The organism is Neobacillus ginsengisoli, from assembly GCF_030813055.1.
The window spans coordinates 307,228-328,853 of record NZ_JAUSTW010000001.1; the positions used below are offsets into that span (position 1 = coordinate 307,228).

25 protein-coding genes are annotated in these 21,626 nt (G+C 39.3%); 24 read left to right on the top strand and 1 reads right to left on the bottom strand.

Features of this window, described 5'->3' with window-relative positions; all coding sequences use genetic code 11:
* Positions 1-26 precede the first annotated feature (26 nt).
* From recD2 to J2S10_RS01645, 17 genes are all read left to right on the top strand, one after another.
* Positions 27-2,438, top strand: coding sequence for an SF1B family DNA helicase RecD2 (gene recD2, locus J2S10_RS01565; RefSeq protein ID WP_307403962.1), 2,412 nt, complete (start codon positions 27-29; stop codon positions 2,436-2,438).
* Between the two features lie 33 nt (positions 2,439-2,471).
* The gene (locus tag J2S10_RS01570; RefSeq protein WP_307403963.1) at positions 2,472-2,981 is read left to right on the top strand and encodes a PRC-barrel domain-containing protein; all 510 of its coding nucleotides are present in this window, start codon (positions 2,472-2,474) and stop codon (positions 2,979-2,981) included.
* Positions 2,982-3,057: 76 nt separating this feature from the next.
* The gene (locus J2S10_RS01575; protein WP_307403964.1) at positions 3,058-3,249 is read left to right on the top strand and encodes a hypothetical protein; all 192 of its coding nucleotides are present in this window, start codon (positions 3,058-3,060) and stop codon (positions 3,247-3,249) included.
* Between the two features lie 22 nt (positions 3,250-3,271).
* Complete coding sequence (locus J2S10_RS01580; protein WP_307403965.1) at positions 3,272-3,406, top strand: YrzQ family protein; 135 nt, start codon at positions 3,272-3,274, stop codon at positions 3,404-3,406.
* A gap of 96 nt (positions 3,407-3,502) precedes the next feature.
* On the top strand, positions 3,503-4,582 hold the full coding sequence (locus J2S10_RS01585; protein ID WP_307403966.1) for an AI-2E family transporter: 1,080 nt from the start codon (positions 3,503-3,505) through the stop codon (positions 4,580-4,582).
* 337 nt (positions 4,583-4,919) lie between these two features.
* Positions 4,920-7,553 carry an alanine--tRNA ligase gene (alaS, locus tag J2S10_RS01590; protein WP_307403967.1) on the top strand — a complete coding sequence of 878 codons (2,634 nt, stop codon included), beginning with the start codon at positions 4,920-4,922 and terminating at the stop codon, positions 7,551-7,553.
* Positions 7,554-7,627: 74 nt separating this feature from the next.
* Positions 7,628-7,894 (top strand): IreB family regulatory phosphoprotein, encoded by a 267-nt coding sequence (locus tag J2S10_RS01595; protein WP_307403968.1) that lies wholly within the window; start codon positions 7,628-7,630, stop codon positions 7,892-7,894.
* Between the two features lie 3 nt (positions 7,895-7,897).
* Positions 7,898-8,314 carry a Holliday junction resolvase RuvX gene (gene ruvX, locus J2S10_RS01600; RefSeq protein WP_307403969.1) on the top strand — a complete coding sequence of 139 codons (417 nt, stop codon included), beginning with the start codon at positions 7,898-7,900 and terminating at the stop codon, positions 8,312-8,314.
* Positions 8,315-8,326: 12 nt separating this feature from the next.
* Positions 8,327-8,617 (top strand): DUF1292 domain-containing protein, encoded by a 291-nt coding sequence (locus J2S10_RS01605; RefSeq protein WP_307403970.1) that lies wholly within the window; start codon positions 8,327-8,329, stop codon positions 8,615-8,617.
* 218 nt (positions 8,618-8,835) lie between these two features.
* On the top strand, positions 8,836-9,972 hold the full coding sequence (gene mltG, locus J2S10_RS01610) for an endolytic transglycosylase MltG (protein ID WP_307403971.1): 1,137 nt from the start codon (positions 8,836-8,838) through the stop codon (positions 9,970-9,972).
* A 223-nt stretch (positions 9,973-10,195) separates the two neighbouring features.
* On the top strand, positions 10,196-10,846 hold the full coding sequence (locus tag J2S10_RS01615; protein ID WP_307403972.1) for an O-methyltransferase: 651 nt from the start codon (positions 10,196-10,198) through the stop codon (positions 10,844-10,846).
* Positions 10,843-11,772: a peptidase U32 family protein gene (locus J2S10_RS01620; RefSeq protein WP_307403973.1), complete on the top strand. Its 930-nt coding sequence runs from the start codon at positions 10,843-10,845 to the stop codon at positions 11,770-11,772. Before J2S10_RS01615 ends, J2S10_RS01620 begins: the two co-directional genes overlap by 4 nt.
* 30 nt (positions 11,773-11,802) lie before the next feature.
* Entirely contained in the window at positions 11,803-13,074 is a 1,272-nt protein-coding gene (locus tag J2S10_RS01625; protein WP_307403974.1) for a peptidase U32 family protein, read from the top strand.
* 1 nt (position 13,075) lies between these two features.
* A complete protein-coding gene (udk, locus tag J2S10_RS01630) occupies positions 13,076-13,711 on the top strand; it encodes a uridine kinase (protein WP_307403975.1) in 636 nt (211 codons plus the stop codon).
* 169 nt (positions 13,712-13,880) lie between these two features.
* Positions 13,881-14,357: a transcription elongation factor GreA gene (greA, locus tag J2S10_RS01635; protein WP_307403976.1), complete on the top strand. Its 477-nt coding sequence runs from the start codon at positions 13,881-13,883 to the stop codon at positions 14,355-14,357.
* 63 nt (positions 14,358-14,420) lie between these two features.
* On the top strand, positions 14,421-16,175 hold the full coding sequence (locus J2S10_RS01640; RefSeq protein ID WP_307403977.1) for a peptidoglycan D,D-transpeptidase FtsI family protein: 1,755 nt from the start codon (positions 14,421-14,423) through the stop codon (positions 16,173-16,175).
* A gap of 80 nt (positions 16,176-16,255) precedes the next feature.
* The gene (locus tag J2S10_RS01645; protein WP_307403978.1) at positions 16,256-16,924 is read left to right on the top strand and encodes a DUF1510 family protein; all 669 of its coding nucleotides are present in this window, start codon (positions 16,256-16,258) and stop codon (positions 16,922-16,924) included.
* Between the two features lie 30 nt (positions 16,925-16,954).
* Here J2S10_RS01645 and J2S10_RS01650 read toward each other — a convergent pair whose 3' ends face one another.
* Positions 16,955-17,158, bottom strand: coding sequence for a DUF2536 family protein (locus J2S10_RS01650; protein ID WP_307403979.1), 204 nt, complete (start codon positions 17,156-17,158; stop codon positions 16,955-16,957).
* 180 nt (positions 17,159-17,338) lie between these two features.
* Between J2S10_RS01650 and J2S10_RS01655 the strand changes: the two genes are divergently transcribed.
* The 7 genes from J2S10_RS01655 (at position 17,339) to J2S10_RS01685 (ending at position 21,457) form a co-directional block, all read left to right on the top strand.
* Entirely contained in the window at positions 17,339-17,554 is a 216-nt protein-coding gene (locus J2S10_RS01655; protein ID WP_307403980.1) for a hypothetical protein, read from the top strand.
* A gap of 15 nt (positions 17,555-17,569) precedes the next feature.
* On the top strand, positions 17,570-18,265 hold the full coding sequence (gene mtnN / locus J2S10_RS01660) for a 5'-methylthioadenosine/S-adenosylhomocysteine nucleosidase (protein WP_307403981.1): 696 nt from the start codon (positions 17,570-17,572) through the stop codon (positions 18,263-18,265).
* A 20-nt stretch (positions 18,266-18,285) separates the two neighbouring features.
* Positions 18,286-19,209: a PLP-dependent cysteine synthase family protein gene (locus J2S10_RS01665; protein ID WP_307403982.1), complete on the top strand. Its 924-nt coding sequence runs from the start codon at positions 18,286-18,288 to the stop codon at positions 19,207-19,209.
* A 1-nt stretch (position 19,210) separates the two neighbouring features.
* Positions 19,211-20,347, top strand: coding sequence for a bifunctional cystathionine gamma-lyase/homocysteine desulfhydrase (locus J2S10_RS01670; protein ID WP_307403983.1), 1,137 nt, complete (start codon positions 19,211-19,213; stop codon positions 20,345-20,347).
* 122 nt (positions 20,348-20,469) lie between these two features.
* The gene (locus J2S10_RS01675; protein ID WP_307403984.1) at positions 20,470-20,736 is read left to right on the top strand and encodes a YrhC family protein; all 267 of its coding nucleotides are present in this window, start codon (positions 20,470-20,472) and stop codon (positions 20,734-20,736) included.
* 402 nt (positions 20,737-21,138) lie between these two features.
* Complete coding sequence (locus J2S10_RS01680; protein WP_307403985.1) at positions 21,139-21,279, top strand: YrzI family small protein; 141 nt, start codon at positions 21,139-21,141, stop codon at positions 21,277-21,279.
* Positions 21,280-21,316: 37 nt separating this feature from the next.
* Positions 21,317-21,457: a YrzI family small protein gene (locus J2S10_RS01685; protein WP_307403986.1), complete on the top strand. Its 141-nt coding sequence runs from the start codon at positions 21,317-21,319 to the stop codon at positions 21,455-21,457.
* The last annotated feature ends 169 nt before the right edge of the window (positions 21,458-21,626 follow it).

Consider the following 21,626-nt stretch of genomic DNA (forward strand, 5'->3'; position numbering starts at 1 on the left):
ATAAAATCCGGGGGGAGGGGCAGGAAATGGACAAGCAAGACTCACTTGATTTATTTGCCGAGCAGGGGAAATTTGTAAAGGGCAGACCGATTGTAACGATCTTTCATAATGAGCAAAACCTTTACACGGTTTTAAGAATACGGGTAGACGAAACAAATGATCCATATGAGGACAAGGAAGCGGTGATTACCGGTTATTTTCCGAAAATTCATGAGCAGGAAACCTATATCTTTTTCGGGGAATTTAAGGACCATCCTAAATTCGGAATGCAATTTCAAACAAAGCATTTTCGCAAGGATATACCACAAACAAAACAAGGCGTTGCGGCTTATTTATCAAGTGAAATTTTTAAAGGAATAGGCAAGAAGACTGCCGAAAATATCGTGGAAACAATAGGTGAAAACGCGATATCAAAAATTCTTAATCAACCGTCATTACTTGATTCTATTCCCAAGCTTCCTCCTGAAAAGGCTAAATTACTTTATGATACTCTCATGGAGCATCAAGGTTTAGAACAGGTCATGGTGGCCTTAAATCAGTACGGCTTTGGTCCGCAAATCTCGATGCGGATTTATCAGGCTTATAAAGAGCAAACCCTGGATATTATTCAAAAAAATCCGTATCAGCTTGTTGAAGATATTGAAGGAATCGGTTTTGGCAGGGCAGATGAGCTGGGGTATCAGCTGGGGATCTCTGGAAATCACCCTGACCGAATCAAAGCCGCGTGTCTTTATACACTTGAAAATGAAAGCATGCAAACCGGGCATGTCTTCATACAGGCTAAAGACCTACTGGAGCAGGTGAAAAACCTATTAGAAGAGAACAAGCGCGACCTCATTGAATTTTTAGATATATCCAATGAGGTCATTAAGCTTGAAGAAGAGGGTAAATTGATTGGCGAAGAGAAACGCGTTTACCTGCCTTCCTTGTACTATGCGGAAAAAGGGCTTGTTTCGAGTATTAATCGAGTTCTTGAGCAAACCGAGTACACGGACCAATTTCCTGAATCTGAGTTCTTGCTTGTTTTAGGTGACTTAGAGGAAAGGCTTAAGGTCCAATATGCGCCAACGCAAAAAGAAGCAATTCAAACGGCCCTTATGTCGCCAATGCTGATTTTAACAGGGGGACCCGGAACGGGGAAAACCACGGTTATAAAAGGGATAGTCGAGCTCTATGCTGAATTGCATGGCTGTTCATTAGAGCCGAAGGATTATCAAAAAAAGGAAGAGCCCTTTCCATTTTTGCTGGCGGCTCCAACAGGAAGAGCTGCTAAAAGGATGAGCGAATCAACAGGATTACCTGCAGTGACGATCCACCGTTTACTTGGTTTCAACGGAACCGAAGGCTTTGACCATGACGAGACGAGTCCGCTCGAAGGAAAAATTCTCATCGTAGATGAAACATCGATGCTTGATATATGGCTGGCCAATCAGCTTTTCAAAGCGCTTCCCGAAAATATTCAAGTAATTCTCGTTGGTGATGAAGACCAATTGCCATCTGTCGGTCCCGGTCAGGTTTTAAAAGACTTATTGAATTCCGAACGGATACCGACTGTAAGATTATCTGATATTTATCGTCAGGCTGAAGGTTCTTCCATTATCGAGCTTGCCCATGATATTAAAAAAGGTTACTTACCGGCAAATGTATCCCAACAGAAACCTGACCGGTCGTTTATCAAATGTTCATCCGCACAAATTTCTCAAGTAGTTGAAAAAGTCGCCCTTAATGCGAAAAATAAAGGTTATTCTGCAAAAGATATCCAAGTGCTGGCCCCGATGTATAAAGGCCCTGCAGGAATCGACCGCTTAAATGTATTATTGCAAGAAATATTTAACCCTAATCCTGATGGGACAAGAAAAGAGATTACATTTGGTGATGTGAAATATCGAATTGGTGACAAGGTGCTTCAACTTGTGAATCAGCCGGAAAGCAACGTATTTAATGGTGATATCGGTGAAATTATTTCAATTTTTTATGCGAAGGAAAATACGGAAAAACAAGATATGATCCTGATTTCCTTCGAAGGGAATGAAGTGACCTACACTAGACAGGACTTAAATCAAATTACTCATGCCTATTGTTGCTCCGTACATAAATCGCAAGGAAGTGAATTTCCAATCGTTATTTTGCCAATAACAAGAAGCTATTATCGAATGTTAAGAAGAAATTTGATTTATACAGCGATCACGAGAAGCAAGCAGTTTTTGATTTTATGCGGTGAAGAAGATGCATTTAGAATGGGCATCGAACGTGCAGATGAGCAAAATAGACAAACGACTCTTTGCCAAAAGCTTAAAGAGACAATATCAATTTCGATACCCAACCATGAAACCGAAAAATCTACCCAAGATTTATTATTAGAGGAAGAATTAATGCAGGTAGACCCATTGGTAGGAATGGAAAAGGTTACACCTTATGATTTTATGTTAATTGACTGAAACTATAAATGTTCACGGGAGGTGGGATACTCTTTGCGGACATTTTCTTTATTAAAAGGGCAGCCGGTTTTTGAAACAAAGACCGGTACAAAAATTGGTGAAATAACGGATCTATGCATTACGGGCAATGGTACGGTAAAAGGTCTATTGGTAAAAAAAGGCGTTTTCTTCAAACAAACCTTTTTTCTCGACATTCAAAAAGTGGCTTCTTTCGGTTGGGATGGGGTTATGATTGAGGATATCATGCATTTGGAAAAGCTGAAAACAATTCCGGAATATACATTGACACATCAACATTCCTTAGATGGGATTATGATGTTATCGAAGAGTGGAGATTCACTTGGCTTGTTAAAAGATGTATATTTTCAGGAAGAATTGGGCACAATCGTAGGGTACGAAATTACGGATGGTTTCTTTTCGGATATTAAAGAAGGGAAACAAGTTATTGAATCCGAGAAGCCCCCAGCGATCGGAAAGGATGCCATCATCGTAGACGTAAATGAAAACTCGCTGACTAACGAGCCCTTAAAGGGCGGCTCATAAAGCGTTGTTGAATTTATGCTTTCAGAATTTATTGGTATAAATTCTGATTAGTAAACAAAACGTGAGGTGTCTTTTTGTGTTAAAGTGTCCCAATTGTCAGAGCAAGGATATCGGCAAAATTGGTATAAACCAATATTATTGCTGGAATTGTTTTATTGAGCTAACGATTTCCAAAGGCATCATCAATACCCATCAAGTGGAAGAAGACGGGTCACTAAGCTCCTTAGATGACTTGTTTGAAGAAGAAGAGCGTCGTTACACCCTTTAAATAATTCGAAGAGGTGAAACGTATGAATAAAATGATGACCACTGTTATTGCTTTTGGTGCAGGAATGGCAGCATATAATGTTGCACAAAGAAATAATTTGATGTCGGCCCGCAATATGAAACGAGTTCAACGGACAATAAAACGAGCGATATTTTAAATGGTAAGAGGCTGACAAAAGTCAGCCTCTTTTTGTACGGAATGTATAATTCCACCACATGTCTCTAAAAATAACACATAAAAGGAGGCATTGACGTTGGATATTCGTTTAAAATGGTATTATCGCATCGGTTTCTTGCTCCTTTTATTAATCGCCGTTTATGTCTTTTTTAAAATTCGATATGTATGGATGCCGATTTTAGAGGTGTTAGCAGCCATTCTTCTTCCTTTTTTCATTTCAGGCTTCATCACTTATTTGCTTCATCCCATTGTTGAAAAGCTGCATGAAAAAGGAATGCATCGGGGGCTAGCAATATTTTTGATTTATCTTCTTTTTTTTGGCGGCAGCGGATATGCTTTATATAAAGGAATCCCGATATTTATTGATCAATTGAAGGATCTTTCTGAAAGTGCACCCATCTTTGCCGACCAATACCGGAGCTGGATTGACACGATTCAATCCCATACGAGGACATGGCCGGATGGCCTTCAAGGAAAAATGAATGATGGCATCGATGCCTTTGAAAAAAAGCTGGACTCCCTATTAACGATAATGGTAGCAGTATTATTAAAATTTTTAAATTCAGCATTAATTATCATGATTATTCCGTTTATTGCCTTTTATATGTTAAAGGATTTTCATGTGATAAAAAGAGGAGTATGGTATTTAACACCTAAACAGTGGAGACAGCAGGGATCTCGGTTTTTAAGGGATGTGGACGTGTCGTTAGGGAGTTACATAAGGGGACAGCTCCTTGTTTGTGTGCTTATCGGAATAATTTCGGCTCTTTTCTTTTGGATTTTTCATTTAAGGTACCCATTAATTTTAGGCTTTATTGTGGGGGTTACTGATGTCATTCCATATTTCGGGCCGATTATCGGAGCTGTTCCGGCAGTCATTATCGCTGCCACAGTTTCAGTAAAATTAGTGGTAATTACTGTGGTAATTATTATCGTTATCCAATTTCTCGAAGGCAATATTTTATCGCCTTATATTGTTGGAAAGAGTCTGCATATGCATCCGCTGCTTATTATGTTTGCTATCACAGCCGGGGGTGAAATCGGAGGGATTTTAGGACTCATTTTTGCAGTGCCGGCCCTGGTTGTTGTTAAAGTGGGGATCATTCACGCCAAAAATCATTTTATTCAAAACAGGTCGAAGGACCCGTCATCATGATTGATTGACAAACAATTCATCGATGGCTATAATTCGTCTTATAGAATATGTATCTGAAAATGTTGAAGGACCTAAGTATGTTATAGACCATCTGTAGCGCATTTGCGCAGAAGAGAGGAGCTTCCCAGGGTGAAAGAAGCTTTAGATGAAGGATAACAGAAAGCTAATCCCGAGTGCAGCTAATCACTGCCGTATTTGCCGCGTTAAGGCATTTTTGAGAGATGAATACAGTTTTTGTATTCATAATCAGGGTGGTACCGCGAGTTAGCTCTCGTCCCTGCAATAGGGATGAGGGCTTTTTTGTGTTCTTTTTTAAATATAAAGGAGGTTTATCCAAATGAAAAATTTAACCGGATCTCAAATTCGAAGAATGTTTTTAGATTTTTTTAAAGAAAAAGGCCATGCAGTTGAACCAAGTGCATCACTCGTTCCTCATGATGACCCGTCCTTGCTGTGGATTAATAGCGGTGTTGCAACATTAAAGAAGTATTTCGATGGCCGCGTGATACCAGATAATCCAAGAATAACGAATGCACAGAAATCGATCCGGACAAACGACATCGAAAATGTAGGAAAAACAGCCCGCCATCATACATTCTTTGAGATGCTTGGGAACTTTTCCATCGGTGATTATTTCAAAGAAGAGGCAATTGAATGGGCATGGGAGTTTTTAACGGACGATAAATGGATTGGTTTTGAAAAAGAATTATTATCTGTTACAATTCATCCGGAAGACCATGAAGCATTTGAAATTTGGAATAAAACGATTGGAATTCCTGAGGAACGTATAATTCGTCTTGAAGGGAATTTTTGGGATATCGGAGAAGGACCAAGCGGCCCAAACACAGAAATTTTCTATGACCGCGGACAAGAATATGGAGATGATCCAAAAGATCCGGAACTATATCCCGGCGGTGAAAATGATCGTTACCTTGAGGTATGGAACCTAGTATTTTCACAATTTAATCATAATCCTGATGGCACTTATACTCCGCTGCCAAAGAAAAACATTGATACTGGTATGGGATTAGAGCGAATGGCATCTGTTGTTCAAAATGTCCCTACCAACTTTGATACTGATTTATTTATGCCGACCATTCGGGCAACGGAAGAAATTTCAGGAGTAAAATACGGTGTAGACAAAGAACAGGATATTGCGTTTAAAGTTATTGCTGACCATATTCGTACGGTTGCTTTTGCTGTAGGCGACGGGGCGCTTCCTTCAAACGAAGGCCGCGGATATGTTTTACGCCGTTTGCTTCGACGAGCTGTACGGTATGCAAAGCAGATCAACATTAATCGTCCGTTTATGTATGAGCTAGTCCCGGTAGTAGGGGAAATCATGCATGACTTTTATCCTGAGGTAAAAGAAAAATCTGATTTTGTTCAAAAAGTAATTAAGAATGAGGAAGAGCGTTTCCACGAAACTCTTCATGAAGGTTTAGCAATTTTGGCCAGTGTTATTAAAAAGGAAAAGGAAAAAGGCAGCGATATCATCACCGGAGCTGATGTATTCCGCCTTTATGACACTTACGGATTCCCTGTTGAATTAACGGAAGAATACGCAGGCGAAGAGGGCATGAAAATTGATCATTCCGGTTTTGAAACAGAAATGGAGCAGCAGCGTGAGCGTGCCCGTGCAGCACGTCAAGATGTTGATTCCATGCAGGTGCAAGGCGGAGTGCTCGGCGATCTGAAAGTTGAAAGCGTATTTGTTGGTTATGACCTGCTTGAGACAAGTTCAACTGTGTTAGCCATTATTAAAAATGGTGAACTTACAGATGAAGCAGTAAATGGTGAGGAAGTACAGCTTATACTTGATGTGACACCATTTTATGCAGAAAGCGGCGGCCAAATCGCTGACCGTGGTAATTTAGAGGGGGATGGCGTAACTGTTTCCGTTAAGGATGTACAAAAAGCTCCAAATGGACAAAATCTTCACAAAGCAATTGTTAAAACCGGAACTCTTAAAACCAACCAAAAAGTGAATGCAACAATTGACGGAGAAAATCGGGTGAAAATTATCAAAAATCATACCGCTACCCATCTTCTCCATCAAGCATTAAAAGATGTCCTTGGGAATCACGTCAATCAAGCCGGTTCCCTAGTTGACCCGGATCGATTACGGTTTGATTTCTCTCATTTTGGCCAAGTGAAGCCTGAAGAACTGGATCAAATTGAAAAAATCGTTAACGAAAAAATTTGGAAAAACATTGAAGTCGATATCAATTTGAAACCAATTGCCGAAGCAAAAGCAATGGGAGCAATGGCTCTCTTTGGTGAAAAATATGGCGATATTGTCCGCGTGGTTAGGGTTGGGGATTATAGCCTTGAGCTTTGCGGCGGCTGTCATGTTCCGAATACATCTGTGATTGGTCTATTTAAGATTGTGTCTGAAGGTGGAATTGGAGCAGGAACGCGAAGGATCGAAGCGGTAACAGGTGAATCGGCATACCGGTTATTAAATGAACAAGTTGCCCTTTTAAAAGATGCAGCCGAAAGACTGAAAACCAATCCTAAAGATATCCTTAGCCGAATCGACGGGTTAACCGGCGAAATTAAGCAGCTTCAGCGTGAAAACGAATCCCTAGCTACCAAACTCGGAAATATCGAAGCAGGCAACCTCGTTTCTAAAGCCAAGGAAATTGATGGCGTAACTGTTTTAGCTGCTAAGGTTCAAGCTGCCGATATGAATAACCTGCGGAACATGGCTGACGATCTAAAGCAAAAGCTTGGTTCAGCCGTCATTTTACTGGGCAGTGCGAATGAAGGAAAAGTAAACTTAATCGCTGCTGTTACAAAGGATTTAAATGACAAAGGCTTCCATGCAGGGAAACTTGTTAAAGAAGCAGCTGCTATTTGCGGAGGCGGCGGAGGCGGTCGTCCGGATATGGCACAAGCCGGCGGTAAAGATCCTGAAAAACTTGATTCAGCCATTCAATTCGTCGATGAGTGGGTAAAATCCATTTGATAATAGTACAAAGTAGTGTAAAATGTAGGTAACTAATACAATTCTCTCCTCTAAAAAAATGCGAGGTGCATGAAATGAGCTCATTCGATAAAACGATGCGATTTAATTTTCCTGAAGAGCCTTTTGAACATGATGTAAATGATGTTCTTTTTCAAGTTTATGAAGCCTTGCTGGAAAAAGGATATAATCCTATCAATCAAATTGTAGGTTACCTATTGTCCGGAGACCCAGCATATATCCCAAGACATCGGGATGCACGCAATATTATCCGGAAGCTTGAACGGGATGAAATTATTGAAGAGTTGGTTAAATCCTATCTAAAAAAACAACGAGAGGGTTAAGGAATGCGCATATTGGGATTGGATGTAGGCTCTAAGACAGTTGGTGTTGCTCTAAGCGATGAACTGGGATGGACTGCCCAGGGCCTTAAAACTCTCAAAATCAATGAAGAAAAGCAGGAGTTTGGTTTTGATGAAATTGGTCAATTAATAAAAGAGTATCAAGTTAGCCAAGTTGTCATCGGGTTGCCCAAAAATATGAACGGTACAATTGGACCGCGTGGTGAAGCAAGTCAGAAATTTGCCAGTGAAATCGAAAGACAATACGAAGTTCCGACCGTTTTATGGGATGAGCGCTTAACAACAATGGCAGCGGAGCGTGTTTTGCTGGAAGCAGATGTGAGCAGAAAAAAACGGAAAAAAGTCATTGATAAAATGGCTGCAGTGATGATACTGCAAGGCTATCTTGATAGCAAAAATTAATGAGGTGAAAAAATGGATCACGGAGAAAATAATATTACAGTCGTAGATGAAGATGGCAATGAACAATTATGTGAAGTGCTCTTCACATTTGATTCAGAGGAATTTAAAAAGTCATATGTTTTGTATTATCCGGTAGGTGCAGAAGAGGACGATTCAGATGATATTGAAATTCATGCCTCTTCCTTTATTCCAACTGAAGACGGTGAAGATGGCGAATTAATGCCGATCGAAACAGACGAGGAATGGGATATGATTGAAGAGATGCTCAATACCTTCCTGGAAGAACAAGACGCCGAAGAATAGAACAGAAATATAGAAGAACCGGTCTTTAAATGGCCGGTTCTTTTTTTGTTTATGCTATTATTCACCGCAAAAAACGTCAAATTACTGGATAAATTGACATTTTTCACGCCTTATGCTGAAATAATTATGATGCGTATATTATAATTATTTACAAATAATAATGAATATTCGTGAAAGATGTATTTTAGTTTTCACTGGTCAAAATGAGGGGGAGTTCAATGGCAACAGACGGAAAAGAAAATAATAAAGATATTATTCGGCAAAAATTACTGGAACATCAAGGTGAAGCGAAGATTGTTAGGAAAATAGTCATGATAATCTCACTGGTCATTATTTTATTGATCGCCCTAATTGGCGGCGCGGGATATCTATACATTCACTCTTCACTGAAACCGGTTGATCCAAAAAGTAAAGTAGTCAAAAAGGTAGATATTCCAATCGGATTCTCGGTAGCAGGAATTGGCGAAAAATTAGAAGCAGAGGGAATTATTAAAAACGCAAAAGTTTTTAAATACTATGTAAAATTAAAAAATGAAGGCGGTTTTATGGCAGGTGAATACGAATTAAGTCCTTCAATGGATATCCCTGAAATCCTTAATCGCTTGAAAACCGGTAAAGTCCTGCAAAAAGCGGCATTTAAAATAATCATACCTGAAGGACAGCAATTACAGGAAATTGCTCATATTATGGCAAAGGCTACAAAGAAAACAGATGATGAAATATTTAAAGGACTAAATGACAAGGCATTAATTAATAAGCTAATGGTTAAATATCCCGATTTATTAACAAGTGAGATTATGAATAGCAAAGTAAAGTACCCATTAGAAGGGTATTTATTCCCTGCCACCTATTCTTTTTATAAACCGAATCCAACTGTGGAAGAAATGGTTACGGCGATGCTTGATAAAACACAAACAGTTTTAGCTGATTATTCACAAGAAAGTAAGGACAAACATCTCTCAGTTCATCAATTATTAACCATGGCTTCATTAATCGAGGAAGAGGCAACTGCAAAAGCTGACAGGAAAAAGATTTCAAGTGTTTTCTTTAATCGCCTGAAAAAGGGAATGCCATTGCAAACGGACCCTACTGTTCTTTATGCGGAAGGGAAGCATAAAGAGAGAGTTTTATACCAGGATTTAGAAGTGAACTCACCCTATAATACTTACAAAAATACTGGGCTCCCTCCTGGCCCGATTTCAAATGCAGGGAAGGTTTCAATTGAAGCTGCGTTAAATCCAGATAACACGGATTATCTTTATTTTCTTGCGGCACCTGATGGAAGCATCATTTTTACCAAAACACTTGAAGAACATAACCAGGAAAAAGCAAAGTTTATTTCCAATAAAAAATAAAAGAGTCTAAAGGAGGATTGTTAGCATTCCTCCTTTTTTTGTGATAAAATAATTCAAGTGTTTAATAAATAATCTATAGCGTTACTCACAGTTAGTTACTTGGAGGCATTTCCTGCCTAAACGAATTCACTTGGAATCCGATTTCGGGTGAGCCGTAAGTTTTCTGTGAACGCTATTTTTTCATGTCTAAAGATCATTTATATAGATTAGAGGTGAGCGCAGCTTGTTAAATGAGAAGCTGCATTCTTATATTGAAGGTCTTATTTCCGAACGCAATCCATTGCTTATGGAAATGGAGGAATACGCAAAAAATCATAATGTTCCAATTATGGAGTTGGCGGGAATTGAAACGATGCTTCAATTACTGCGGATCCATCATTCGAAAAATATTCTTGAGGTGGGAACTGCGATTGGGTATTCAGCATTAAGAATGGCCTATGCTTTACCCGATGCGAGGATTGTAACGATTGAAAGGGACGAGGACCGTTTGCGGCAAGCGGAGGATTTTATCAACCGATCCGGAATCAGTGATCAAATTACCCTGATCAAGGGTGATGCACTCGAAGTAGAAGAGTCCGTAGGTGTACACGCACTCTATGACGTTATTTTTGTTGACGCAGCTAAAGGTCAATATAAAAAATTCTTCGAGATTTATTCAAAGTATCTTCATGAGGATGGAATCATTATTACGGACAATGTTTTATTTAAGGGTTTAGTGGCCGAAACTGAGGTTGAATCCAAGAGAATCCGCAATCTTGTGAAAAAAATAGATGAATTTAACCATTGGTTAATGTCACATCCTGATTATTATTCAGTAATCCTGCCTGTAGGGGATGGGGTTGCGATTAGCAAAAAAAGAGGTGAAGTCAAATGAAAAAACCTGAACTATTAGTAACACCACTTACTATTGATGATATATTGCCGCTCTCTGAAGCAGGTGCAGACGCGTTTGTTGTAGGTGAACAGCGTTATGGTTTACGGCTCGCGGGTGAATTTAACCGAAAAGAAGTGCAAAAAGCTGTAGAACTAGCTCACTCAAAAGGGAAAAAAGTTTATCTAGCCATGAATGCTATATTTCATAATGAGAAAATTGAAGAATTAAGTGAATATATTCGTTTTGCAGTAGAGACATCTGCAGATGCAATTATTTTTGGTGACCCTGCTGTTTTAATGGTTGCAAGGGAAACGGCACCTTCGATGAAACTTCATTGGAGTACAGAAACAACAGGAACCAACTGGTACACTTGTAACTATTGGGGAAGAAAAGGAGCAAAAAGAGCTGTACTTGCCCGTGAAATTAATATGGATTCAATCGTTGAAATGAAAGAGAATGCTGAAGTTGAAATTGAAGTACTGGTACACGGAATGAGCTGCATGTTTCAATCCAAACGATCTCTTCTCGGCAATTATTACGAGTATCAAGGAAAAGTAATGGAAATTGAGAATCGTAAAATGCAGGAAAATATGTTTTTACATGATAAGGAACGTGGTAATAAATATCCGATTTTTGAAGATGAAAACGGAACGCACATCATGAGCCCGAATGATATTTGTATAATCGATGAACTGCAGGAGATGTTAGAAGCCGGTGTCGACTCTTTTAAAATTGATGGGATATTGAAAAGTCCTGAATACATTCTTGCCGTAACAAAAGCATACAAAGAGGCTATCGACTTGTATTTCGAAGATCCGGACCTCTATGAGGACAAAAAAGATGCGTTATTATCATCAATCGAGGAAATTCAGCCGAAAAGCCGTCAACTGGATACAGGTTTCTTTTTCAAGGAAACGGTCTATTAATATCAATTTTAGAAAAGGAGGTAGCTAATCGTGAGTGCAGTTAAAGATAAAATTTCTAAAATTATCGATGGAAAGCGTGTAATTGTGAAGAAGCCGGAACTTCTTGCTCCGGCCGGTAATCTTGAAAAATTGAAAATTGCTGTTCAATATGGGGCAGATGCCGTATTTCTCGGCGGTCAAGAATATGGCCTTCGCTCAAACGCCGATAATTTTACGTTTGAAGAAATGAAAGAAGGCGTAGAGTTTGCCAAGAAATATGGTGCTAATATTTACGTTACAACGAATATTTATGCCCACAATGAAAATATTGAGGGCTTAGAGGAATATCTTCTTGGATTAAAAGAGGCCGGTGTAGCAGGAATTATTGTCGCTGACCCGTTAATTATTGAAACTTGCCGTAAGGTGGCTCCGGAAATAGAAATCCATTTAAGTACGCAGCAATCCCTTTCTAACTGGAAAGCTGTCCAATTTTGGAAAGAGGAAGGGTTGGAGCGTGTGGTTCTAGCCCGTGAAACAAGTGCGGAAGAGATTAAGGAAATGAAGGAAAAGGTGGATATTGAGATTGAAACCTTTATCCATGGTGCCATGTGTATCGCGTATTCCGGACGCTGTACATTAAGTAATCATATGACAGCAAGGGATTCTAACCGCGGCGGCTGCTGCCAATCATGCCGCTGGGATTATGACCTTTATAAATTGGAAGGCAATGAAACAGAGCTGCCTTTGTTCGAAGAAAATGATGCTCCTTTCGCCATGAGCCCGAAGGATCTTAATTTAATTCAAGCGATTCCGCAAATGATTGAGCTAGGAATTGATAGCTTAAAAATTGAAGGCAGAATGAAGTCTATACATTATATCGCTACCGTGGTTAGTGTTTATCGTAAGGTTATTGATGCCTATTGTGCCGACCCCGATAACTTCGTTATTAAGCGTGAATGGTTGGAAGAACTGGACAAGTGTGCGAACCGTGAAACAGCACCGGCATTTTTTGAAGGTGTGCCCGGGTATAAAGAGCAAATGTTTGGTAATCATAGCAAGAAGACAAAGTTTGAATTTGTTGGTCTTGTGTTAGATTATAATGCTGAGACACAGATGGTTACCCTGCAGCAGCGAAACCATTTTAAACCGGGAGAAGAAGTAGAATTCTTCGGACCGGAAATTCAAAACTTTACTCATGTGATTGAAAAGATATGGGATGAAAAAGGTAATGAACTGGACGCAGCAAGACATCCACTTCAAATTGTACAATTTAAATTGGACAAACCGGTTTACCCTAACAACATGATGCGAAAGGAGAACTAGGTTGATGCGCAAACCGGTTGTTATTGGTGTAACCGGCGGCTCCGGCTCCGGAAAGACCAGTGTTACAAAAGCAATTTATGATAGCTTTAAGGGACATTCCATTTTAATGATTGAACAGGATTATTATTATAAAGATCAAAGCGATTTGCCATTTGAGGAGCGTCTCAAAACGAATTATGATCATCCGCTTGCCTTTGATAATGATTTACTTATTGAACATATTGAAAAACTATTACGGTTTGAATCGATTGCGAAACCGGTTTATGATTATTCACTGCACACTAGGTCAGAAAAAATCATTCCAGTCGAACCGAAAGATGTTATTATTTTAGAAGGAATACTTGTTCTTGAAGATGAGCGCCTTAGAAATTTAATGGACATTAAATTATACGTAGACACGGATGCAGACCTAAGAATCATCCGTCGATTATTGCGTGATATTAAAGACCGTGGCCGGACAATGGATTCAGTGATTGAACAATATGTGAATGTTGTCCGTCCAATGCATAACCAATTTATCGAACCAACCAAGCGCTATGCAGATATCATAATCCCTGAAGGCGGGCATAACCATGTTGCGATCGATTTAATGGTCACAAAAATTCAAACAATTCTTGAACAAAAGTCAATTTTATGAAACAATAGCAAAAGATAACCTAATTTAGTCCATAATGGATAAATATTTTTACCCGCGCGCCCTTATATACTAGGACGCGCTCCTATGCATTTGTGAGAGTGGCATAGTACCTACATACCTACATACACGATTCTTTGGGGGATTGTGAAGACTAGAAGGAGTGAGAGTTTTGGCTGCAGAAAAAGTATTTCCAATGACACAGGCAGGTAAAGACAAACTTGTACAGGAGCTTGAATACTTAAAATCCGTTAAACGGAAAGAAGTTGTTGAAAGAATTAAAATTGCCAGAAGCTTCGGTGATTTATCGGAAAACTCAGAGTACGATTCTGCAAAAGAAGAACAAGCTTTTGTTGAGGGACGTATTACTACACTGGAAAATATGATTCGTAATGCTAAGATTATTGAAGAAAGTGAAATGACAAGTGATTCAGTAGCATTAGGAAGATCGGTTACTTTTGTTGAACTACCTGATGGTGAAGAAGAAACGTATACCATTGTCGGAAGTGCCGAGGCAGATCCGTTTGAAGGGAAAATTTCGAACGATTCTCCAATTGCAAAAAGCTTATTAGGTAAAAAAGTTGGCGACCAAGTATCCGTTCAAACACCCGGCGGTGAAATGAGCGTCAGAATCGTTACTATAAAGTAATTGAAGCGTTATCAAGGTTAAAAAAGCAAAACCTCGTCAAAACTTTTGACGAGGTGTTTTTTTATGTTGAAAAGGCGCGCAATAGGATGGCTAATTATCTGTATAACCTGCTATATCTTGCTTTTAGTAAGACTAATGCAAATTCAGTTATTTGAAACAAAGACCTTTTCTAAGCACAATATTAATTTATTGGAGGAAAGTGTTCATCAAAGAACACAGGAAGTGGTCATTGATAATGGCAGAGGGAATTTTCTTGATCGAAATGGCAATATGCTCACACATAAAAAGGTACCTGTACTGGTTCTTTTTCCCTTTTTAAAAAAAATGGAATGGAGCATTAACAAAGTTTCCTCAATAGCCGGGATTCCCGGTAAATTTCTAAAGCAAGCCGTTGAAAACGCCAAAAAGCCTTTTGCTTATGGTGATCCGAATCCTCTAGAGCTGACAGCTTCTCAGATGGAAAGAATAAATGCGTTAAAGATACCCGGTGTCTTTGCTATTGAAAAGAAATATGAACGTTCAACGGTTCCTGCTGAGCAGGTAATTGGTTTAACTGGTGAAAATCCGCAAGAATTAAAAAGACGCTATTCAAATAAAGACCTTTCGGAACAAACATTAATCGGCGTATCAGGACTTGAGGAAAGCTTTGATGAATTTCTGCTTCCCGAGGGTAAATCAAAGCTTGTTTATCATGTTGACGGGGATGGAGCGCCATTGTTTGGTATTAATGTCAGGTATGTTGACCCGGCAAATCCGTTTTATCCGGTCAATGTACGAACAACGATAGATAAAGACCTGCAGCAAAAAGCAGAGGATTTAGTTGATCAATATCATGTAAGTAAAGGCGGACTGGTCCTCCTTAATATTGAGGACAATAGTGTCTTAGCGTCTGCATCACGTCCAAAGATTAATAAGAATAACCCCTATAACGGTGGAATTACAAATGAGATGGTAAAACAGCAAATCATGGGTTCCGTTTTTAAAACCGTGGTAGCTGCCGCGGCAATTGATTATAGTCTTGATAGTTCATCACGTCTTTTTGATTGCAGCAAAAAAATAAATGGAGATCCTGAATTGAAATATAATTATGGCATGCTGAATTTTACTGATAGCTTTGCAAGAAGCTGCAATCGTACTTTCGGTGAGCTTGCAAAAGATCTCCAAAAAATGGACCCTCATCTTTTAGAAAAATATGCTGCAAAGTTGTCATTAACCGGGCCGGTAGGCTGGCAAGGGAATGTTTATCATACCAGCGACTTCAAACAAATTGCTGATGAAGAGATAGGTAGAATATTTTTAACCGATGATGCAAGAAAGGATCCTAATTATGCAGGGATGTCCGGAATTGGACAGCATGAGGTCCGTGCTACCCCTTTAGCAGTAGCCAATATGATGGCCGCGATTGCAAGAGGCGGAAAAAAAGAAATGGTTAGAGTAGCCTCGAAAATTGAGTATAAAAACGGTACAACTATGGTGAATTTCCCTGAGGAGGAAATAAAGGGTGATTCAATTTCACCATATACGGCAATGAAGCTGCAAAAACTACTAAGGGAAGTGGTCCTAAATCCGAATGGGACAGGAAAATGGTTTCAGAACCTTCCTTATGATGTTGCAGGAAAATCAGGTACAGCAGAAACAGGAAAGTATATGAATGGAAAGCAGTTCTATAATAAATGGTTCGCCGGTTATTTTCCATACAAAAATCCAAAATATGCGCTTGTAGCAGTTAATTTGGATGTATCGGATAATGAGGGCGGTGTGAATTCATTATTTGCAGATATGGTGAGGATGTTGTATGACAAAGATAAAGGACAGTAGAAGTGGGAAGGTTTTCCTTCCAAGTTCTTAGGAAAACATGTTAGAATATTCACAGCCTTATTTTTTAGGAGGGATTTAAGTTGAGTAAGGATTTGCAATCCGGTTCACGTTCGGGGAGTCGGGCTAAAAGAAAGAAAACAAATATCATACTGAATGGCTTAATTGTTATCGTGCTTGCCTTAATTATCTTTGTTGCATACAATATTTTTTCATCAGGTAATGACAAAGCATCGACAAACAAGGTAAGTTCTGCTGGTGCACAAAAGCAGACTTTACATAAAGAAAGCAAAAAAAGTAGTACTGCTGCAAAGGATAATAACAGCTCCGACAATACATCCTCAGGTAATGCTAATGCTGAACAAAGCACTGAGGCTTCCACTCCGGGAACTGTGGACAATTCACAGGCTGTGGTTACAGAAGGCGGCAGCACTCCAAATGTCACTAAATCAGTAGAAAATCCGGATTGGAAACCTGTGGGCACTTCACAGACAGGTCAGCATACCCCTGTTTATGATTCCAGTTCAACTGATTGGCAGGAAATGTTAAGTGCGATATCCTATGCGACGGGATTAGATCAGAGCAATATGACGGTTTGGTTTTTGGGCAGGGATAAATCTACAGGCAGCGGTTCTGTCGGCACCGTCTCCTCCAAAGATAAACAACAAAAATATAAAGTGTACATTCAATGGGTTGATGGACAGGGATGGAAACCAACCAAAGTGGAAGTCCTTTCAGATATCCGAAGGTAACTAATAGGATGGATCCTAAACTGATCCATCCTATTTCTTTTTAAAATGAACGACTGCTGTAAAATATGTTTGACCGTTTTCGTTAACATGCATTTGATGTGATACAGAATGTACACCAAGTAAGATTGCTCTGTTTTCTTCAATTTGTCCTTCAATTTTCTTTTGCAATGTTTTAAGGTTATTGGCTTCAAAAAATTCAACCTTATCGTCTATAAAATCTATTTGAAAATTCATAAGCTCCCCCTTTCTTCTGGTTATATTTTAGAGATTTCTCCCGATACAATCAACGTATTTGTTGAATTAATGTAGCGGATATGTTAAGTTGGAACAGGTTTTTAATTAATTCATAGTATACATATAGATATTCAAGTAATTGCCCGCTATGGCAACATCCTTTCAAAAGGTGGTAAAATAGTGTTTGCGGATATGATGTATGAATCCGAGGAAGATTATAAACGTTCAATCGTAAAAGCAAAAAGTGAAGGCTTTCATAACCTGGCAAATGATTTGGAAACTGAATATTATACGACAATTCCAGTACTTAAGAATAGATTAGAAAATAACAGTTTAAGCGTTACGGTTAAGCGCTGCAACGATTTTGTCCGGTTAATGGAAGGCGTAAAACAATAAGAAAGAGGTTTAGCAATGAAAATCGCCATCATTGGAGCAATGGAAGAAGAAGTAACTTTACTGCGGGATAACATAGAAGAAAGGACAACGGAGACGGTAGCAGAGTGTGAATTTACCTTTGGCAAGATGCACGGTGCAGATGTAATTTTACTTCGCTCCGGGATTGGTAAGGTTAATGCGGCCATGTCCACCACAATCCTCCTTGAAAAATATAAGCCTAACTGCATTATCAATACAGGATCAGCCGGCGGCTATAATCCATCACTAAATGTCGGTGATGCCGTTATTTCAACGGAGGTTCGTCATCACGACGTGGATGTTACGGCCTTTGGATATGAATACGGTCAAGTTCCGCAATTACCTGCTGCATTTTTGGCGGATGAAAAATTGGTGTCAATTGCTGAGGCAGCTTCGAAGGAAATTGAAGATATTCAAATTGTAAAAGGTTTAATTGCAACAGGGGATTCGTTCATGAGTGACCCGGTAAGAGTGGATTTTGTTCGAACTAAGTTTGAGAATCTACAGGCTGTTGAAATGGAAGCTGCAGCCATTGCTCAAGTGGCACATCAGTTTAATGTCCCTTTTGTTATTATTCGTTCCCTATCTGATATAGCAGGTAAAGAATCGGATGTATCGTTTGATCAATTTCTTGATAAGGCTGCACTTCATTCTGCTACCCTCGTCATGAAAATGGTAGCATCCTTAAGTTAATTAGCAGAAGGAGTTAGAATATGAAGGTTTATAAAAATGTCCATGAATTAATCGGCCACACACCAATCGTAGAAATTACCCAATTTTCATTGCCTGAAGATGTTCGGATGTTTGCAAAACTGGAATTCATGAACCCCGGAGGCAGTGTAAAAGACCGGCTGGGAGTGGAGCTGTTAAGAGATGCTTTTGCAAGTGGAAAGTTACGTGCCGGTGGTACGGTTATTGAACCAACGGCGGGAAATACAGGAATTGGCTTAGCCCTGGCAGCGATAAATAAAGGGGTTAAGGTTATTTTATGCGTTCCTGAAAAGTTCAGTATCGAAAAGCAGGACTTAATGAAAGCATTAGGAGCAAGAATAGTTCATACACCTACCGAAAAAGGGATGAAAGGAGCCATCGCTAGAGCAGAGGAGCTGCTTGAAGAAATCCCTAATTCGTATTGTCCGCAGCAATTTGCCAATCCGGCCAATCCTGAGACCTATTATAAGACGCTTGGACCCGAACTTTGGGAACAAATGAATGGGAAGATTGATATCTTTGTTGCCGGTGCGGGTACGGGCGGTACATTTATGGGCACGGCTCGATATTTAAAGAATAAGAACCAGGATATTAAGACAGTAATTGTTGAACCGGAAGGCTCCATCTTAAATGGCGGGGAATCCGGTCCACATAAAACAGAGGGCATTGGAATGGAATTCCTTCCCGGATATATGGACCCGGCGTACTTTGATTCTATTCATACGATTTCCGATGAAGTTGCATTCAAACGCGTGAAAGAATTAGCAGAGAAAGAAGGACTTCTTGCAGGCAGTTCATCTGGCGCAGCCTTCGAAGCAGCGTTATTAGAGGCAAAAGCAGCAAAGCCGGGGACCAATATCATAGTTTTATTCCCAGATGGCAGTGAGCGATACTTAAGTAAAAAGATTTTTGAAGGAGGTATTTAGTTTGAAAAGAAAAACTCAATTAATTCACGGCGGCATTAGTAATGACCCTGCCACTGGCGCGGTGACTTTTCCCATTTATCAAGTAAGCACCTATAAACAAGAAGGTGTAGGCGGTCATAAAGGCTTCGAATATTCAAGAACGGGCAACCCGACCAGAAATGCACTTGAAGAGTTAATTAAAGATATTGAAGGCGGAAAAGCCGGTTTTGCATTTGGTTCAGGAATGGCGGCAATTACAGCCGTTATTATGCTTTTCAATAGCGGTGATCATGTCATTTTAACTGATGATGTATATGGTGGAACGTTTCGGGTTATGACGAAGGTATTGAACCGCTTTGGTATTGATTCCACTTTTGTTGATACAAGCAATTTGGAGAATATCACAAGCGAAATTAGACCAAATACAAGAGCCATTTATTTAGAAACACCGACTAACCCGCTATTAAAGGTTACAGATATTGAAGCAGCAGCAAAGCTTGCAAAAGAACATAATCTGTTGACTATCGTTGATAATACTTTCTCAACTCCATACTGGCAAAATCCAATCGAGCTTGGTGCCGATATTGTTTTGCATAGTGCCACTAAATACCTTGGCGGTCATAGCGATGTCGTCGCGGGCTTAGTTGTTGTTAATAGTGACGAGCTTGCAAATGATCTTCACTTTGTGCAAAATTCAACAGGCGGTATTTTAGGTCCACAGGATTCTTTTTTGTTAATCCGGGGAATTAGAACATTAGGTATTCGCTTAGAAGAAATGGAAGCCAATACTGCAGCAATTGTTGAATTTTTAAATGGACATCCAGGCGTTAAAAAAGTATATTATCCAGGCCTTGAAACCCATCCAAACCATGAAATAGCCAAAAAACAAGCACGTGGTTTTGGCGGAATGGTTTCATTTGATGTTGGAAGTGCGGAAAATGCCGACAAACTGCTAAGTAAGGTCCACTATTTTACGTTAGCGGAAAGTCTTGGTGCAGTTGAAAGCTTAATTTCTGTTCCGGCAAGAATGACACATGCTTCGATACCGGCAGAACGCAGAGCAGAATTAGGAATCACCGATGGCCTAGTGCGCATCTCGGTTGGCCTTGAGGATGCTGAAGATTTAATTGAGGATTTAAAACAAGCATTAGAATCATAATTTTCTTGCCCGGCTCAAATGAAGCCGGGCTTTCTGACTTTCCTGCTTTTCTATTATTTACATTCTCTTTAACGCTGGATTCTATGTTAAAGTAGTTAAGTAGATTTTTAGAAAAGCAGGTGATGAACGTGAAAGCTCAAGCAAAAAATCTAATTGAAAAAATGGTGGACTATAAACGATTCGCAACGGTGTTATTAGCTGTCGGTGCTTTTTTCTATTTAGGAGTCATTATTCCAAATGAAACAAGGAGTACGGCAGATTTAAATATAATGATTCTTTCATCCATGTCCTTTTTGGCAGTATCGATATTATTTTTCATCCAATCAAAGCAATGCCAAATAAAGTTGTCAGAAATGGTAGATGACCAAGATATGCAAATGAAAAAATAAGTGTTCCCTTTTTGGGCACTTATTTTTTTTTGCCTATTTTTAAAAAATTCACAAAACTGGTTTACAAATCGGTCGCGTATGGATATAATTACCATAGTTAGTTAAAAATTCCGAAGGAGGTCGAAGAACATGATGGTAACATATACATGGGCAAAAACTTTATATCTGAATATGATGCATTCGACCAGACAGGAATGGATTGCTTAACAGTTTAGTTACAATACATATCCATGCCGCAGGAAGAATGACGCTTTGCGGTATTTTTGTGTCTAAAAACAAGCCGCGGGGAGGAGTACTTCTTGCGGCCTTTTTGCGCCCTTTTTCCTCGCAATTTGGATGTTGATTGCATAAATTGGAAATGTTGTTGGAGGGTTTTGCAAACATTAAAGGAGGTGAATATAAATGACCCTGAATATATTATTCTTTTCGATTACGATTAAAAAACGATTGCTAAGTTTTGAAGAAGCTGAACATCAGGAAATGGTAGAAAAGCTTTATGAGCAAAACAAAGATCGTCAAATTTTCATTCAGCATTTCTTGTAATGATCATGAGAACTTTTCTTAAAAGGAGGTGTAAAAAATGACCATGAATATATTATTCTTTTCGATTACGATAAAAAAACGGCAATTGAGCCTTGAAGATGCTGCGCATCAAGAGATGGTTGAAAAACTTTATGAACAGAACAAGGACCGTCAAATCTTCATGCGCAACTTTATGTGAGTAGAAAAAAATCGATAAAAGGAAGGGTGGTTATAAAAATGATAATGTTTCTAATGCAAGGACGAGGGGCTAGCCTGTGGGATATGAAAGATACCACCTAACGAAATGATGAAATAGGAGGAGCCGAAATGCCGGTGCATATTTTATTTTTATCACTTTTCTTTCGACT

Excerpts from the sequence above, each read along its gene's own strand:
- J2S10_RS01680 (WP_307403985.1), top strand. The coding sequence starts at position 21,139 with ATGACCCTGAATATATTATTCTTTTCGATTACGATTAAAAAACGATTG.
- J2S10_RS01675 (WP_307403984.1), top strand. The coding sequence starts at position 20,470 with ATGAACGTGAAAGCTCAAGCAAAAAATCTAATTGAAAAAATGGTGGAC.
- J2S10_RS01640 (WP_307403977.1), top strand. The coding sequence starts at position 14,421 with ATGTTGAAAAGGCGCGCAATAGGATGGCTAATTATCTGTATAACCTGC.
- mltG (WP_307403971.1), top strand. The coding sequence starts at position 8,836 with ATGGCAACAGACGGAAAAGAAAATAATAAAGATATTATTCGGCAAAAA.
- mtnN (WP_307403981.1), top strand. The coding sequence starts at position 17,570 with ATGAAAATCGCCATCATTGGAGCAATGGAAGAAGAAGTAACTTTACTG.
- recD2 (WP_307403962.1), top strand. The coding sequence starts at position 27 with ATGGACAAGCAAGACTCACTTGATTTATTTGCCGAGCAGGGGAAATTT.
- ruvX (WP_307403969.1), top strand. The coding sequence starts at position 7,898 with ATGCGCATATTGGGATTGGATGTAGGCTCTAAGACAGTTGGTGTTGCT.
- J2S10_RS01580 (WP_307403965.1), top strand. The coding sequence starts at position 3,272 with ATGAATAAAATGATGACCACTGTTATTGCTTTTGGTGCAGGAATGGCA.
- J2S10_RS01665 (WP_307403982.1), top strand. The coding sequence starts at position 18,286 with ATGAAGGTTTATAAAAATGTCCATGAATTAATCGGCCACACACCAATC.
- alaS (WP_307403967.1), top strand. The coding sequence starts at position 4,920 with ATGAAAAATTTAACCGGATCTCAAATTCGAAGAATGTTTTTAGATTTT.
- J2S10_RS01685 (WP_307403986.1), top strand. The coding sequence starts at position 21,317 with ATGACCATGAATATATTATTCTTTTCGATTACGATAAAAAAACGGCAA.
- J2S10_RS01650 (WP_307403979.1), bottom strand. The coding sequence starts at position 17,158 with ATGAATTTTCAAATAGATTTTATAGACGATAAGGTTGAATTTTTTGAA.
- J2S10_RS01620 (WP_307403973.1), top strand. The coding sequence starts at position 10,843 with ATGAAAAAACCTGAACTATTAGTAACACCACTTACTATTGATGATATA.
- J2S10_RS01605 (WP_307403970.1), top strand. The coding sequence starts at position 8,327 with ATGGATCACGGAGAAAATAATATTACAGTCGTAGATGAAGATGGCAAT.
- J2S10_RS01595 (WP_307403968.1), top strand. The coding sequence starts at position 7,628 with ATGAGCTCATTCGATAAAACGATGCGATTTAATTTTCCTGAAGAGCCT.